This window comes from Micromonospora sp. CNZ286 (assembly GCF_014207755.1).
This window is the reverse complement of sequence record NZ_JACHIZ010000001.1, coordinates 293409-307889: the sequence shown is the minus strand read 5'-3', so window position 1 is coordinate 307889 and position 14481 is coordinate 293409. Positions and strand designations below refer to the sequence as shown.

19 protein-coding genes are annotated in these 14481 nt (G+C 71.0%); 1 reads left to right on the top strand and 18 read right to left on the bottom strand.

Annotation, left to right across the window (positions count from 1 at the left end; all coding sequences use genetic code 11):
* Positions 1 to 16 precede the first annotated feature (16 nt).
* From FHX31_RS01585 to FHX31_RS01575, 3 genes are read right to left on the bottom strand one after another with little or no spacing between them, the layout of a single operon-like run.
* A complete protein-coding gene (locus FHX31_RS01585; protein WP_184974737.1) occupies positions 17 to 823 on the bottom strand; it encodes a nucleotidyltransferase family protein in 807 nt (268 codons plus the stop codon).
* The gene (locus FHX31_RS01580; protein WP_013288607.1) at positions 820 to 2499 is read right to left on the bottom strand and encodes an ABC-F family ATP-binding cassette domain-containing protein; all 1680 of its coding nucleotides are present in this window, start codon (positions 2497 to 2499) and stop codon (positions 820 to 822) included. Before FHX31_RS01580 ends, FHX31_RS01585 begins: the two co-directional genes overlap by 4 nt.
* A gap of 41 nt (positions 2500 to 2540) precedes the next feature.
* Positions 2541 to 3146: a class I SAM-dependent methyltransferase gene (locus FHX31_RS01575; RefSeq protein WP_184974734.1), complete on the bottom strand. Its 606-nt coding sequence runs from the start codon at positions 3144 to 3146 to the stop codon at positions 2541 to 2543.
* Positions 3147 to 3271: 125 nt separating this feature from the next.
* Between FHX31_RS01575 and FHX31_RS01570 the strand changes: the two genes are divergently transcribed.
* A complete protein-coding gene (locus FHX31_RS01570) occupies positions 3272 to 4477 on the top strand; it encodes a hypothetical protein (protein WP_276315982.1) in 1206 nt (401 codons plus the stop codon).
* Positions 4478 to 4484: 7 nt separating this feature from the next.
* Here FHX31_RS01570 and truA read toward each other — a convergent pair whose 3' ends face one another.
* From truA to rpsE, 15 genes are all read right to left on the bottom strand, one after another.
* The gene (truA, locus tag FHX31_RS01565) at positions 4485 to 5318 is read right to left on the bottom strand and encodes a tRNA pseudouridine(38-40) synthase TruA (protein WP_013288610.1); all 834 of its coding nucleotides are present in this window, start codon (positions 5316 to 5318) and stop codon (positions 4485 to 4487) included.
* A 70-nt stretch (positions 5319 to 5388) separates the two neighbouring features.
* Complete coding sequence (gene rplQ, locus FHX31_RS01560) at positions 5389 to 5949, bottom strand: 50S ribosomal protein L17 (protein ID WP_013288611.1); 561 nt, start codon at positions 5947 to 5949, stop codon at positions 5389 to 5391.
* Positions 5950 to 5983: 34 nt separating this feature from the next.
* Entirely contained in the window at positions 5984 to 7006 is a 1023-nt protein-coding gene (locus FHX31_RS01555) for a DNA-directed RNA polymerase subunit alpha (RefSeq protein WP_007073009.1), read from the bottom strand.
* 95 nt (positions 7007 to 7101) lie between these two features.
* Positions 7102 to 7728, bottom strand: a complete 627-nt coding sequence (rpsD, locus tag FHX31_RS01550; RefSeq protein WP_013288612.1) for a 30S ribosomal protein S4 — start codon at positions 7726 to 7728, stop codon at positions 7102 to 7104.
* Positions 7729 to 7742: 14 nt separating this feature from the next.
* Positions 7743 to 8150, bottom strand: a complete 408-nt coding sequence (rpsK, locus tag FHX31_RS01545; protein WP_013288613.1) for a 30S ribosomal protein S11 — start codon at positions 8148 to 8150, stop codon at positions 7743 to 7745.
* An 18-nt stretch (positions 8151 to 8168) separates the two neighbouring features.
* Positions 8169 to 8549, bottom strand: coding sequence for a 30S ribosomal protein S13 (gene rpsM, locus FHX31_RS01540; protein ID WP_013288614.1), 381 nt, complete (start codon positions 8547 to 8549; stop codon positions 8169 to 8171).
* A gap of 211 nt (positions 8550 to 8760) precedes the next feature.
* Positions 8761 to 8874, bottom strand: coding sequence for a 50S ribosomal protein L36 (gene rpmJ / locus FHX31_RS01535; RefSeq protein ID WP_012184307.1), 114 nt, complete (start codon positions 8872 to 8874; stop codon positions 8761 to 8763).
* A gap of 92 nt (positions 8875 to 8966) precedes the next feature.
* Positions 8967 to 9188: a translation initiation factor IF-1 gene (gene infA / locus FHX31_RS01530; protein WP_007073013.1), complete on the bottom strand. Its 222-nt coding sequence runs from the start codon at positions 9186 to 9188 to the stop codon at positions 8967 to 8969.
* Positions 9189 to 9420: 232 nt separating this feature from the next.
* The gene (locus FHX31_RS01525; protein WP_030269335.1) at positions 9421 to 9966 is read right to left on the bottom strand and encodes a DUF1707 SHOCT-like domain-containing protein; all 546 of its coding nucleotides are present in this window, start codon (positions 9964 to 9966) and stop codon (positions 9421 to 9423) included.
* A 72-nt stretch (positions 9967 to 10038) separates the two neighbouring features.
* Entirely contained in the window at positions 10039 to 10890 is an 852-nt protein-coding gene (map, locus tag FHX31_RS01520) for a type I methionyl aminopeptidase (RefSeq protein WP_013288617.1), read from the bottom strand.
* A 97-nt stretch (positions 10891 to 10987) separates the two neighbouring features.
* The gene (locus tag FHX31_RS01515; RefSeq protein ID WP_013288618.1) at positions 10988 to 11641 is read right to left on the bottom strand and encodes an adenylate kinase; all 654 of its coding nucleotides are present in this window, start codon (positions 11639 to 11641) and stop codon (positions 10988 to 10990) included.
* The gene (gene secY / locus FHX31_RS01510; protein WP_013288619.1) at positions 11642 to 12970 is read right to left on the bottom strand and encodes a preprotein translocase subunit SecY; all 1329 of its coding nucleotides are present in this window, start codon (positions 12968 to 12970) and stop codon (positions 11642 to 11644) included. It lies immediately after the preceding gene.
* A 238-nt stretch (positions 12971 to 13208) separates the two neighbouring features.
* A complete protein-coding gene (gene rplO, locus FHX31_RS01505; protein ID WP_013288620.1) occupies positions 13209 to 13652 on the bottom strand; it encodes a 50S ribosomal protein L15 in 444 nt (147 codons plus the stop codon).
* On the bottom strand, positions 13652 to 13834 hold the full coding sequence (gene rpmD / locus FHX31_RS01500) for a 50S ribosomal protein L30 (RefSeq protein WP_013473693.1): 183 nt from the start codon (positions 13832 to 13834) through the stop codon (positions 13652 to 13654). The genes rplO and rpmD overlap by 1 nt, the downstream gene beginning before the upstream one ends.
* A complete protein-coding gene (gene rpsE / locus FHX31_RS01495) occupies positions 13834 to 14448 on the bottom strand; it encodes a 30S ribosomal protein S5 (protein WP_013288621.1) in 615 nt (204 codons plus the stop codon). Before rpsE ends, rpmD begins: the two co-directional genes overlap by 1 nt.
* Positions 14449 to 14481: the final 33 nt, after the last annotated feature.

Here is a 14481-nt window from a genome sequence, read left to right as displayed (position 1 = left end):
GCCCGCTGCCCGGGTGTCATCCGGGCAGCGGCAGCACCTGGTCGGCCAGCGTCCGGGCGGCACCGATCGTCGCCGCCAGTTCCTCAGGGGTACGCCCCACCGCGCCCAGCAGCGCCTGCGCCCGCTCGGCGAAGTCCGGCGGCGCACCGGGCAGGCGCCCGGCGGAGACGATCATGCCCTTCTCGTTGACCAGCCACCGCCCGGCCCGGCCGTGCAGCGCGTGGACCAGCACGCCGACCACCCGGAACAGGCAGCCCGCCACGTAGCCGGCGTCACCCCTTGCGGCGCCCTTCGCGGCGCCGTCGAGCAGCAGCCCGATCTCCCAGCCACCGGCGACCAGCGCGGCGCCGAGCGCGGGCGGGTAGTCGACGGTCTCGGCCCGCAGCGCGGTCAGCTCGCCGGTCGGGTCGCCGAGCACCCGCCCGAGCGCCACCTCCCCGGCGTACGCGTGCGAGTAGAAACCGAGCGGATGCCCGGCCTGCGCCTCGACCGTGTAGCGGCCGGCCCGGCAGTCCGCCCAGACCCGGTGCACCCGGTCCAGGTCGCGGTAGATCCAGTCCACCGCCACCCCGCCGACGCGCAGCCAGCCGCCCCCGTCGACCCACGGTCCCCAGCCGCCCGGGGCGGTGAGGTCCACCGGCCCGTCGGCGATCGAGGCGGCCACCGCGCGCAGCCCGGCCAGGTCCGGCGCGCCCCGGTAGTAGAGGCCCACGTCCCAGTCGGAGTCGGGCCGGTGCTCGCCGCGGGCCCGGCTGCCGCCGAGCGCCACCGCGACCACGCCGTCCACCGCGCACAGCCGGTCGGCCAGGTCCCGGTCGATCACCCCACGTCCCAGACCGGCTCCGGCGTCTCCACCACGTCGCCGTCGCCCCGGAACAGCACGAACCGGTCGAAGGTACGGGTGAACCACCTGTCGTGTGTCACCGCGACCACAGTCCCCTCGAACGCGGTCAGCCCGGCTTCCAGCGCCTCGGCCGAGGCCAGGTCGAGGTTGTCGGTGGGCTCGTCGAGCAGCAGCAGCGTCGCCCCGGACAGCTCCAGCAGCAGCACCAGGAACCGCGCCTGCTGTCCGCCGGAGAGCGTGCCGAACCGCTGGTCGCCCTGGCCGGCCAGCTCGTACCGGGACAGCGCCGCCATCGCGGCGTGCCGGTCCATGCCGGCCCGGTGGTCGTCGCCGCGCCACAGCACCTCGACGAGCGTCTTGCCCATCAGCTCCGGCCGGTCGTGGGTCTGCGAGAAGTGCCCGGGCCGGACCCGTGCGCCGAGCCGGACCACGCCGCCGTGGGCGACAGGTGCGAGCGCGGCGGCGCCGTCCACAGGCGTGTTGCCCGGCTCCGGGTCGGTGCCGCCCCGGGCCAGCAGCCGTAGGAAGTGCGACTTGCCGGTGCCGTTCGCGCCCAGCACCGCGACCCGGTCGCCGTACCAGAGTTCCAGGTCGAACGGGTACGTCAGGCCGTCCAGCTCCAACTGCTCGGCGATCACCGCGCGCTTGCCGGTCCGCCCGCCGGTCAGGCGCATCCGGATGTCCTGGTCCTTCGGGGGTACGGGCGGCGGCCCGGCCTCCTCGAACTTGCGCAACCGGGTCTGCGCGGCCTGGTAGCGGGAGGCCATCCCGTCGTTGTACGCGGCCTTCTGCTTGTACATCAGCATCAGCTCGCGCAGCTTCTGGTGCTCCTCGTCCCAGCGCTTGCGCAGCTCGTCGAGGCGGGCGTGCCGGGCCACCCGTGCCTCGTGCCAGCTCGCGAAGCCGCCCGGGTGCACCCAGGCGCTGCCGCCCTCCACCGCGACGACCCGGTCGGCGGTCTGCGCCAGCAGTTCCCGGTCGTGCGAGACGTAGAGCACGGACTTGCCCGACTCGCGCAGGCGCGCCTCCAGCCAGCGTTTGCCGGGTACGTCGAGGAAGTTGTCCGGCTCGTCGAGCAGCAGCACCTCGTCGGGGCCGCGCAGCAGCAGTTCCAGCGCGAAGCGCTTCTGCTGGCCGCCGGACAGCGTGCGGACCGGCCGTTCCCGGGCGCTGTCCCAGGGCAGGTCGAGCACGATGGTGGCGACGGTGTCGAAGAGGACCTCGGCGTCGTACCCGCCGGTCTCGCCCCAGGCGGCGAGCGCCTCGGCGTACGCGAGCTGGGTCTTGGCGGCGGCGGAGCTGTACTTGCCGCGGACCTCGGCCGCCCGCATGGCCGCCTCGGTCTCGGCGAGCCGCCGCCCGGCGTCGCGCAGCGCCGGCGGCGCCAGCGACAGGGCGAGGTCGGCGAGCGTGGACTCGTCGCCGATCATGCCGATGAACTGCCGCATCACGCCCAGCCCACCGGAGCGGGCGACAGCGCCGGTCTTCACCGGCAGGTCACCGGCGACCATCCGCAGCAGCGTGGTCTTGCCGGCGCCGTTCGGGCCGACCAGCGCCACCTTGGCACCCTCACCGACCCGGAACGACACGTCGCTGAACAGCTCACGCCCGTCCGGGAGGATGTGCCCTACTCCTGCCACGTCCACGTATCCCACGCGGGCATCCTGCCCGAGCCGGGTCGGTGGACGACACCGGATTACCGGGTGACCCGCAGCACCCGGTAGCCCTTCTGGCTGGCGTGCCGCTCGACCGACCAGCCCTGCTCGACCAGCCAGCGGTGCAGCGAGTCGCCGCCGAGGTGCCGGGCGACGACCAGCCAGGCCACGCCGTCCGGGGCGAGGCGGGGCAGCCAGCGCAGCAGCAGGCCGTGCAGTTCCGGCTTGCCGATGTGGATCGGCGGGTTGGACCAGATCTGGCTGAAGGTGACGTCGTCCGGCAGGTCGTCGGGCGCGACGGCGCGTACCCGGTCGGCGGCACCGACCCTTGCCGCGTTGGCGGTGGTGAGGGCGCGGGCGCGCTCGTTGACGTCCACGGCCCAGACGGTGGCCTTCGGCGCGACAGTGGCCAGGACGCAGGTGATCGGGCCGAAGCCGCAGCCGATGTCGAGCAGCGCATCGCTGACGTCGGCGGCCGGCAGGTCGGCCTTGCGCAGCAGCACGGCGGTGCCCGGGTCGAGCCGGTCGGCGGAGAAGACGCCGCCGGCCGAGGCGAGCGTGTAGTCGCGCCCGGCGACTGTGAACTCGACCTCGCGGGGGCGGGCCGGGGTCGAGGGCTCAGCTGTGAAGTAGTGGTCGCCGGTCACGCCCGCATTCTCGCACCGGGCCGCAGGGGTTCCGGCGACGGTGTCACGGGCGGGGTCGCACGCCACTCCGCCAGAATTTCCCGATATTACCCCTGAAAGGGACAATCAGTCCTACTCTATGCCACATGGTGTACCGGTACGAGTCCGATGAGGACGCCTTCCTGGAGTACCCGAAGCCCGGGTCGGCCCCGAACGGGCCCGCAGCCACGCCCCCGCCCGCGGGTCCGTCACGCTCCCGCTTCCCCACGCCGTCGCTGCCCCCGCCGCCACGCCCGCAAGCGGCGCTGCCGCCGACCGGCGCGGCCGAGCAGGCCGACCCCGGCGGGCAGGCGGTGGCGGACGACGCCCGCGCACCCGTTCCCGCGCCACCGGCCCCGGCGCCGACACCGGGACGGCCCGCTCCACCACGGGAGCCCTCCCCGGTGCCGCAGCCCGCGCCGCCCATGCCGGCACCCGTACCGGCGGCGGCGAACCGGCCGACGGTGCCGATCCCGGCCAGCCCCACCGCCCGCGCCGCCGACGTCTCCGAACTGCCCCGGACCCGGCGCGCCGAACGCCGCGGCGGCGGCCGGTTCTGGCAGACGCTCGTCGGCGGCGCCGCCGTACTGCTCCTGCTCTCGCTCACCGGGCTCGCCGTCGCGGCCCTGCTCGACGAACGCACCACCACGCCGCCGGCGGGCCAGCCGACCCCGCAGCCGACCGAGTCGAGCACACCGTCCGGCGGCACCGACCTGGACTCCCGGGACACCGACCAGGCGTCGCTCACCGCCAAGGAGGTCTTCCCGACCAAGGACCTGGTGGTCACCGACGGGAAACCGGCCTACCGGGTGCTGAAGACCCAGGCCAGCACAAAGTGCCAGGTCGCGGCCACCGGCGAGATCGCCGACCTGCTGGTCCGGCTCGGCTGCAACCAGGTGGTGCGGGGCACGCTCCGCTCCCCCGACGGCGACCACCTGATCACCGCCGGTCTGTTCAACCTCACCGACGTGGCCACCGCCCAGCGGGTACGCGACCGCATCCGGCCGCTGCTCGACGCGCGCCAGGGACGGTTCCGTGGCATGGCGGCGGGCGACGACACCGACGCGGTGGAGAAGGCCGCGGCCCGGGTCGCCTGGCAGGTACGCGGACACTACGTCGCCTTCTGCCTGGTCACCCGCGCCGACGGGGAACGCATCCCGAGCGACGACGCGACCGCCCGCGAGATCATGTACGACCTGGTCGAACTGCACCTCAACCGGGGTGTGCTGGACCGTCGCGCGGCGGCCGGCACGGCCGGGCAGCCCGACGCCGACTCGGCCGAGGACAGCGCCGGTCAGCGGGGCACGGACTGAGCCTGGCTCAGCCCTCGGCCACCGGCACCCGCAACCGGCGGGTCTCCTCGGCGCGGCGGGCGTACTCGGCCGGGTCGCCCGGGTAGCCCACAGCGACCAGGGCGAGGCCGTGCGCGGGCGCCACAGTCACCTCGCTGGAGCGCTCGCGGCGGGTCAGCAGGCCGGCTGGCCACTGGACCGGCCGCCGCCCGTCGCCCGCCACCAGCATCGCCCCGACCAGGCTGCGCACCATGTTCTGGCAGAACGCGTCGGCCTGCACGGTGGCGACCAGGATCCCGTCCGGGTCGCGCCGCCAGTCCAGCCGGGTCACCTCGCGCAGCGTGGTGGCGTTCTCCTTGCGCCGGCAGTACGCGGCGAAGTCGTGCTCGCCCACCAGCCCGGCAGCGGCGGCGTTCAGGGCCGCCAGGTCCAGCGGCTTCGGCCAGGCCAGGGTGTCCCCGCGGCGCAGCGGCTCGGCGCCCCACGGGGCATCGGTGACCCGGTACTCGTAGCGCCGGAACGTGGCCGAGAACCGGGCGTCGAAGTCGGCGGGCACCTCGGTCATCGCGCGTACCCGGACGTCCGGGGGCAGGAGCCGGGCCAGCCGGCGCAGCAACCGGCCCTCGTGCTCCCGCCACACGGGAGTCGGCAGGTCGAGGTGGCAGACCTGCCCGGTGGCGTGCACACCGGCGTCGGTACGCCCGGCCACTGTCAGGCCGGTCGCCGTGCCCGCGCCGAGCACCAGGTCCAGCGTCTGCATGAGCACGCCGGCCACTGTGCGCCGGGCCGGCTGGGGCGCCCAGCCGGAGAAGTCGGTGCCGTCGTACGAGACGTCCAGCCGCAGCCGGGTCCGCTCGTCCACCTCGTACCTCCTGTCGACGGCGACGGGCCCGGCACCCCCGAGGGGATGCCGGGCCCGGTCGAGCCTGATGTCAGGCCTTGTCGTTCTCGGTGGCCTCGTCGCTGTCCTCACGGGCGGCGGCGGTGTCACCCGACGCGGAGACCGGCGCCTCGGCGTCCTGGTCACCGGCGCTGGAGCGCGGGGTCTCCTCGGCCGGGGCCAGGGCCTCGACCTTGTCCTGCTGGGCGGCCTTGCGGGCGGCGGTCTTCTTGTTCGCCTTCGGCTCGGCGACCTGAAGCTCCTCCACCAGCTCGATGATCGCCATCGGAGCGGCGTCACCCTTGCGCGGACCGGTCTTCACGATCCGGGTGTAGCCACCGTTGCGGTTGGCGTACCGGGGCGCGATCTGGTCGAACAGGGCGTAGACCACGTCCTTGTCCTTGACGACGCCCAGCACGCGGCGGCGCGAGGCGAGGTCGCCACGCTTGGCCTTGGTGATGAGCTGCTCGGCCAGCGGACGCAGCCGCCGGGCCTTCGTCTCGGTGGTCTGGATCTTGCCGTGCTGGAACAGCGCGGTGGCCAGGTTGGCCAGCATCAGCCGCTCGTGCGCGGGGCTGCCGCCGAGGCGGGGGCCCTTGGTGGGCGTGGGCATGCTTGGTGCTCCTCAGGTGTGGCGGCAGCGCGGACTAGAGCTGCTCGGTCTCGCGGTAGTCGTCGGTGTCGTAGTCCGCCTCGCCGAAGGCGTCCACGACGTGCGCCGGGTCGAAGTTCGGAGCCGAGTCCTTCAGCCCCAGGCCCATCCCGGCGAGCTTCATCTTGACCTCGTCGATCGACTTCTGACCGAAGTTGCGGATGTCGAGGAGGTCGGCCTCGGTACGCCCGATGAGCTCACCAACGGAGTTGATGCCCTCGCGCTTGAGGCAGTTGTAGGAGCGGACGGTGAGGTCCAGCTCCTCGATCGGCAGGGCCAGGTCCGCCGCCAGCTGGGCGTCCTGCGGGGACGGCCCGATGTCGATGCCCTCGGCGGTCTCGTCCAGCTCCCGGGCCAGCCCGAACAGCTCCACCAGCGTCGAACCGGCCGAGGCCAGCGCGGTACGCGGGCCCATCGACGGCTTGGTCTCGACGTCGATGATGAGCCGGTCGAAGTCGGTCCGCTGCTCGACACGGGTCGCCTCGACCCGGTACGTCACCTTGAGCACCGGCGAGTAGATCGAGTCGACCGGGATCCGGCCGATCTCGGCGCCCGCCTGCTTGTTCTGCGCCGCGGTGACGTAGCCGCGACCCCGCTCGACGGTCAGCTCCATGTCGAGCCGGCCCTTGCCGTTGAGGGTGGCGAGCTTCAGGTCCGGGTTGTGCACCGAGACACCGGCCGGGGGCTGGATGTCACCGGCGGTCACGTCGCCCGGGCCCTGCTTGCGCAGGTACATGCTGACCGGCTCGTCGTGCTCGGAGCTGACGCACAGCTCCTTGATGTTCATGACGAGCTCGACCACGTCCTCCTTGACGCCGGGGATCGTGGTGAACTCGTGCAGCACACCGTCGATCTTGATCGAGGTGACCGCCGCACCCGGGATCGAGGACAGCAGCGTACGCCGCAGCGAGTTGCCCAGCGTGTAGCCGAAGCCGGGCTCCAGCGGCTCGATGGTGAACCGGGAGCGGGTCTCGTTGATCGACTCTTCGGAGAGAGACGGTCGCTGGCTGATGAGCATCTTTTCTCTTCTCTTCCGGGGCGCCCGCTATTTGACGCCCACGACACAACTGTTCCGGTGGCCCGCCCCGGAGGACGGGCCACCGCAACGAGCCCTTACTTGGAGTAGAGCTCGACGATCAGCTGCTCCTGGACCTGGGTGTCGATCACCTGGCGGGCCGGGAGCGAGTGCACGAGGATCTTCATCTGGCTCGGGATCGCCTCCAGCCACGCCGGAACGGTCCGCGAGCCGGCCTCACCCTGCGCCACGAGGAACGGGGTGAGCTCCTTGCTCTTGGCACGCACCTCGATGATGTCGTGCTCCTTGACGCGGTACGACGGGATGTCGACCTTCTTGCCGTTCACCGTGAAGTGGCCGTGCTTGACCAGCTGACGGGCCATGTCCCGGGACTTGGCGTAGCCGGCCCGGTAGACCACGTTGTCCAGCCGCGACTCGAGGATCTGCAGCAGGACCTCGCCGGTCTTGGCCTCCTTGCTCACGGCCTCTTCGTAGTAGCCGCGGAACTGCTTCTCCAGCACGCCGTAGACACGACGGGCCTTCTGCTTCTCACGGAGCTGGAGCAGGTACTCCGTCTCCTTCGTGCGGCCGCGGCCGTGCTGCCCGGGCGGGAACGGCCGGGACTCGAACGGGCACTTCGGACCATCGCACTTGCTGCCCTTGAGGAACAGCTTCATCTTCTCCCGCCGGCAACGGCGGCAGTCAGCACCGGTGTAACGAGCCATCTCTCTCTAACCTCTCAGACCCGGCGACGCTTCGGCGGACGGCACCCGTTGTGCGGCTGCGGCGTGACGTCGGAGATCTGCCCGACCTCGAGGCCGACTGCCTGCAGCGAACGGATGGCGGTCTCCCGGCCGGAGCCGGGGCCCTTGACGAACACGTCGACCTTGCGCATGCCGTGCTCCATCGCGCGGCGCGCGGCGGCCTCGGCGGCGAGCTGCGCGGCGAACGGAGTCGACTTGCGGGAGCCCTTGAAGCCCACCTGGCCGGAGGAGGCCCAGGAGATGACCGCACCGGTCGGGTCCGTGATGGACACGATGGTGTTGTTGAAGGTGCTCTTGATGTGCGCCTGCCCGTGGGCGACGTTCTTGCGTTCCTTGCGCCGGACCTTCTTGACGGCGGCTCCGGCACGAGCCTTCGGTGGCATAAGTCTGTGCGCTCCTAGTTACTTCTTGCCGGGCTTCTTCTTGCCGGCCACGGTCCGCTTCGGGCCCTTCCGGGTCCGCGCGTTGGTCTTGGTGCGCTGGCCACGCACGGGCAGACCGCGGCGGTGCCGGATACCGGCGTAGCAGCCGATCTCGACCTTGCGGCGGATGTCAGCGGCGACCTCGCGGCGCAGGTCGCCTTCAACCTTGTAGTTGCCCTCAATGTGGTTCCGGAGCTCGACGAGCTCCTCGTCCGTGAGGTCCCGAACGCGCTTGTCCGGCGAGATGCCGGTCGCGGCGAGCGTCTCCAGGGCGCGGGTGCGACCGACCCCGAAGATGTAGGTGAGCGCGATCTCCATCCGCTTCTCGCGGGGGAGATCCACGCCGACTAGACGTGCCATGTGCGGGCGTACTCCTCGTGATGTTGTGGCGGAGGTGTGGACCCGTCCCACCCCGCTACCGGCCGTCCCTGTCCTTCCGGCGTCAAGAACGCCGGCGACCGGGATCGGTCGCTGCCCGAGCGGGCCCCGGCCTCCGACCGGGGGTCAACCACGAGGGGGTACGCGCTGCGCACCCGACCGCGGCTGAGACGAGCTGGTGATGTGTGGGGCGTCAGCCCTGGCGCTGCTTGTGGCGCGGGTCGGTGCAGATGACCATGACCCGGCCGTGCCGGCGGATCACCCGGCACTTGTTGCAGATCCTCTTGACGCTCGGCTTGACCTTCACGGTTGCCTTACTTCCCATCTGGCCCGGACCCGCGACACAGCGCGACCCGGACGTCGAAGACGGACACGGAAACGTCCCGGCCGCCGTCAGGCTTACTTGTAGCGGTAGACGATGCGCCCGCGGGTCAGGTCGTACGGCGAGAGTTCGACGACGACCCGGTCCTCCGGCAGGATGCGGATGTAGTGCTGCCGCATCTTGCCGCTGATGTGAGCCAGCACCTTGTGACCGTTCGCGAGCTCCACCCGGAACATGGCGTTCGGCAGGGGCTCGATGACCCGACCCTCGATCTCGATGGCTCCGTCTTTTTTCGGCATGTCCTCCGCTGTCCTGACGTCGGTTACTCCGGACGGCCCACAACGTCTTACACGGGTGAACTGACTAAGATCAGGAAACCCGCGCCAGCCGCGGCTCCGACTCCCACCGAAGCGCAGGGTGGGCATGGCGGAGTGGACGCTGTGCGCCGATCAGAAAGTGTACGCCGACCCGTACGTGCTCGCCAAACCGACCGGCGCGACAGTCACCCGGACGGCTCAGATATGACGCAGGTCACGTCTCCGGAAGCTCGCGCTTCGCCCGCCGGCGGGCTTCCCGCTCGACCTGCTTGCGCCGCCGGCGTTCGGCGTCCTTCTCCGGCGCTCCGGTGGCCAGCCCCTGCGCGGTCTGGTAGAGCAACACGGCGCCCCACGGGCCGAGCACCCAGAGCGGCCAGTAGTCGTCGAACTCGAACTCGCCCTCAGCCAGCTGGGAGACGAACCAGATCGCGGTGAGGATCAGGGCCACCTTGAGCCACGGCCCCCAGACCCCCAGCAGCCAGGCGCTGCGCGCCCCGCTCACGGCCTCCGTGCCCGGGACCGCGACCCCGCCCTCCCCGGCCGCACGAGGCGCCGGCAGGGGGCGCCCGGCCGGGCCGGCGCCGGGCAGGTCGGTCAGCAGCTCGTCCAGCTCGCCGTAGGTCTTCGACCCGTACGCCCGGCGCAGCCGGTCGTCGTACTCGTGCAGGTCGAGCCGGCCCTCGTTCAACGCCGCCCGGAGTCGCTCCGCGGTGGCCTCACGGTCCGCGTCGGCCGCCCGCATGCGGTTGCGCTCCTCCATGGGAGCAAGCATGTCACCCGATCGCCAGCCCGGCACGACGTGGCCGGTCATCCGGGGCGGCCGGGGCCCCGATCAGGCCGGGGAGTCCACCGATGTCTGCCGCTTGGTCACCAGGTCACCCAGGCGGGCCCGTCCGCCGTCCTCGGCGGTCAGCACCCACACGCCGTCGTCCAGCAGCGCCATCGAGTGCTCGACGTGCACCGCCATCGACCCGTCCCGGGTCACCACGGTCCAGCCGTCGGACAGCTCGACGGTACGCGGCGAGCCCATCGTGATCATCGGCTCGATTGCGAGCGCCAGGCCCGGCACCAGGCGCGGCCCCTTACCGGGACGCCCGTGGTTGAGCACGTGCGGGTCCTGGTGCATCTCGGTGCCGATGCCGTGGCCGCCGTAGCCGTCGACGATGCCGTACCGGCCGCCCTTGCGGACCGCCGTCTCGACCGCGTGGGAGATGTCGGTGAGCCGGCCCTTGCCGGAGGCCGCACCGCGCGCCGCGGCGGCGATCCCGGCCCACATGGCGTCCTCGGCCACCGCCGTCATCCGCAGCAGCGCCGGGTCGACCTCGCCGACCGGCACCGTGACCGCCGCGTCGCCGTGCCAGCCGTCCAGCACCGCGCCGCAGTCGATCGAGATCAGGTCGCCCTCGCGCAGCACCTGCTCGGCCGACGGGATGGCGTGCACCACCTGCCGGTTGACCGAGGAGCAGATCGACGCCGGGAAGCCGTGGTAGCCCTTGAACGACGGCACGGCGCCCGCCTCGCGGATGGTCGACTCGGCGATCGCGTCCAGGTCGGCCGTCGACACGCCCGGCGCCACCGCCTCCCGCATCCGGCGCAGGGCACGGGCGACGACCAGACCGGCGGCCCGCATCAGCTCGATCTGCTCGGGGGTCTTCAGCTGGATGTCCAGCTGGGGACGGCGCATGGTGGTGGTTACCTTTCGTCACGCGTACGCGGAGCAGCGGGGCACGTCGCACGTACCCCGCTGTTCGCACTCTATCCGCCGGGTGGCGGGTGGGACCTCAGCCGCCGTACGAGCGCAGCGCGTCGATGGCGCGGACGGTGACGTCCTCCACCGGGCCGGTCGCGTCGATGCCGACCAGCTTGCCCTGGGCGCCGTAGTAGTCCACGAGCGGCGCGGTCTTCTCGGCGTACTCCCGCAGCCGGGCGGCGATGGTCTCCGGCTTGTCGTCGTCGCGCTGGAACAGCTCGGCGCCGCAGCGGTCGCAGACGCCCTCCCGGCTCGGCGAGTCGAACTCGACGTGCCAGATCTTGCCGCAGCCGCGGCAGGTGCGCCGGCCGGACAGCCGCCGGATCACCTCGTCGTCGTCGACGACCAGCTCCAGCACCAGGTCCAGCGCGGTGCCGAGGTCGGCGAGGAGCTTGTCCAGCGCGGCGGCCTGCGGCGTGGTCCGCGGGAAGCCGTCGAGCAGGAAGCCCTCGCTCGCGTCCGGCTCGGCGAGCCGGTCCCGCACCATGTTGATGGTGACCTCGTCCGGAACCAGCTTGCCGGCGTCCATGTACCGCTTGGCCTCGACGCCCAGCGGCGTGCCCTGGGAGACGTTCGCCCGGAAGATGTCACCGGTCGAGATCTTCGGCACCGAGAGGTGCGCGGCGACGAACTCCGCCTGTGTGCCCTTGCCCGCGCCCGGCGGGCCAACCAGAACGAGTCTCATCTACCGCAGGAACCCTTCGTAGTTCCGCTGCATGAGTTGGCTCTCGATCTGCTTCACGGTCTCCAGACCGACGCCGACCATGATGAGCACAGCGGTGCCGCCGAACGGGAAGTTCTGGAACTGCTGGTTGTCGAGCCAGATGAAGAAGAAGTTCGGCAGGATCGCGACGATGCCCAGGTAGAGCGCGCCCGGCAGGGTGATCCGGCTGAGGATGAAGTCGAGGTACTCGGCGGTCGGCTTGCCGGGGCGGATGCCCGGCACGAAGCCGCCGTACTTCTTCATGTTGTCCGCGACCTCGGTCGGGTTGAACGTGATCGACACGTAGAAGTACGTGAAGAAGATGATCAGCAGGAAGTAGATCGCGATGTGCTCCGGCGCGCTCGCCTTCACGATGTGGTTCTGGATCCACGCCTGGACCTTGCCCGGGTCGTTCTGATCGAAGAACTGGAGCGCGAGCTGCGGCAGGTAGAGCAGCGACGAGGCGAAGATGACCGGGATGACGCCCGCCTGGTTCACCTTCAGCGGGATGTAGGTCGACGTGCCGCCGTACATCCGCCGGCCGATCATGCGCTTGGCGTACTGCACCGGGATGCGGCGCTGCGCCTGCTCGATGAACGTGACAGCGGTGATGACCACCAGCACCAGGGCGATGACGAGGAGGAACATCCCCCAGCCCTTGGTGGTCTTGATCTTCCAGCCCTCGCTGGGGAGGCGGGCCGCGATCGAGGTGAAGATCAGCACGGACATGCCGTTGCCGACGCCCCGGTCGGTGATCAGCTCACCGAGCCACATCACCACGCCGGTGCCGGCGGTCATGGTCATGACCAGGATGCTCAGGGTCAGCCAGTTCGGGATGCCGGTGCCCTCGGGCACGATCGGGAACTGGTCGCACTGGTTGTTGAACAGCTGCCCGGAGCGGGCCAGCGCCACGAACGCCGAGGCCTGGAGGACACCCAGGCCCAGCGTCAGGTAGCGGGTGTACTGCGTGATCTTGGCCTGCCCGGCCTGGCCCTCCTTGCGGAGCTGCTCCAGACGCGGGATCACCACCGTCAGCAGCTGAAGGATGATCGACGCGGTGATGTAGGGCATGATGCCCAGCGCGAAGACCGAGAGCTGGAGCAGCGCACCACCGGAGAAGAGATCCAGCAGGTTCAGCACACCCGTGCTGCCACCCTGGATCGTGTCGAGGCACTTCTGCACGTTGCCGTACGAGACGCCCGGGCTGGGCAGCGTGGCGCCCAGCCGGTAGACCGCGATGATGCCTACTGTGAACAGCAGCTTCTTGCGCAGGTCAGGCGTACGGAACGCACTGAGAAAGGCGGACAGCAACTTCTTCCTCCTGCGCGACGCGGGCCGCCGGTGACGAGTCCCTGGCGGGGCGGGGTGTGGTGCCGGACGGAGTGTCCGGAATCCATGGCTGGGAACGGACTCTAACAGCCCGGTCCCGGTCCGGGCAGATGCGCCCGGCTACATAAACCGAATCCGATGTTACCCGGCGCACACGTGGCCGGTAGACCATGGCGCCCGCCCAGTCGCGAACAACTGAGCGGGCGCCATGAACATCGTCTTACAGCTCGGTGACCGAGCCACCGGCGGCGGTGATCTTCTCCTTGGCCGACGCACTGAACGCGTGCGCCGACACCTGGAGGGACACGCCGCCGAGGTCGCCGGTGCCGAGCACCTTGACCGGGTGACCCTTGCGGACCGCGCCGGCCTCGACCAGCTCGACCGGGCCGACCTGGCCGCCGTTCGGGAACAGCTCGGCCAGCCGGTCCAGGTTGACCACCTGGAACACGACCTTGAACTTGTTCTTGAAGCCCTTCATCTTCGGCAGGCGCATGTGGATGGGCATCTGCCCACCCTCGAACGCCGCCGAGATGTTCTTGCGGGCCTTGGAACCCTTGGTACCGCGACCGGCCGTCTTGCCCTTCGAGCCCTCACCGCGACCCACACGGGTCTTGTCGGTCTTGGCGCCGGGAGCCGGACGCAGGTGGTGCACCTTGATCGTCATTACTCGACCTCCTCGACCTTCACGAGGTGGTTGACCGTGAAGATCATGCCGCGGATCTCCGGCCGGTCCTCCTTGACCACCACGTCGTTGATCCGCTTGAGACCGAGGGAACGCAGCGAGTCACGCTGGTTCTTCTTGGTCCCGATCTCGGACCGGACCTGGGTGACCTTCAGGCGTGCCATCAGGACGCCACCCCCGCCCGCGACGCCAGCATGGCGGCCGGCGCGACGTCCTCGACCGGCAGACCACGACGGGCCGCGACCTGCTCCGGGGACTCGAGCCCCTTCAGGGCCGCCACCGTGGCGTGCACGATGTTGATCGGGTTGGACGAGCCGAGGCTCTTGGAGAGCACGTCGTGGATGCCCGCGCACTCCAGCACGGCACGCACCGGGCCACCGGCGATGACGCCCGTACCGGCGGAGGCCGGCTTGAGCAGCACCACACCGGCGGCGTCCTCGCCCGTGACCGGGTGCGGGATCGACTGACCGATCCGCGGCACCTTGAAGAAGTGCTTCTTGGCCTCCTCGACACCCTTGGCGATCGCCGCGGGCACCTCCTTGGCCTTTCCGTAGCCCACACCGACGGTGCCGTCGCCGTCGCCCACGATCACCAGGGCGGTGAAGCTGAAGCGACGACCACCCTTCACGACCTTGGCGACGCGGTTGATCGCGACGACCCGCTCGAGGTGCGGGGTCTTCTCGACGGGCGCGTTTCCGCGGCCGCCCTCACGGCGGTTGTCGCGGCGACCACCCTCGTTGCCACCGGACCCGCCGCCACGGCGCTGTTGACCTGGCATCAGCAGCCTTCCTTCTCTCTCGTGACGGGGTTT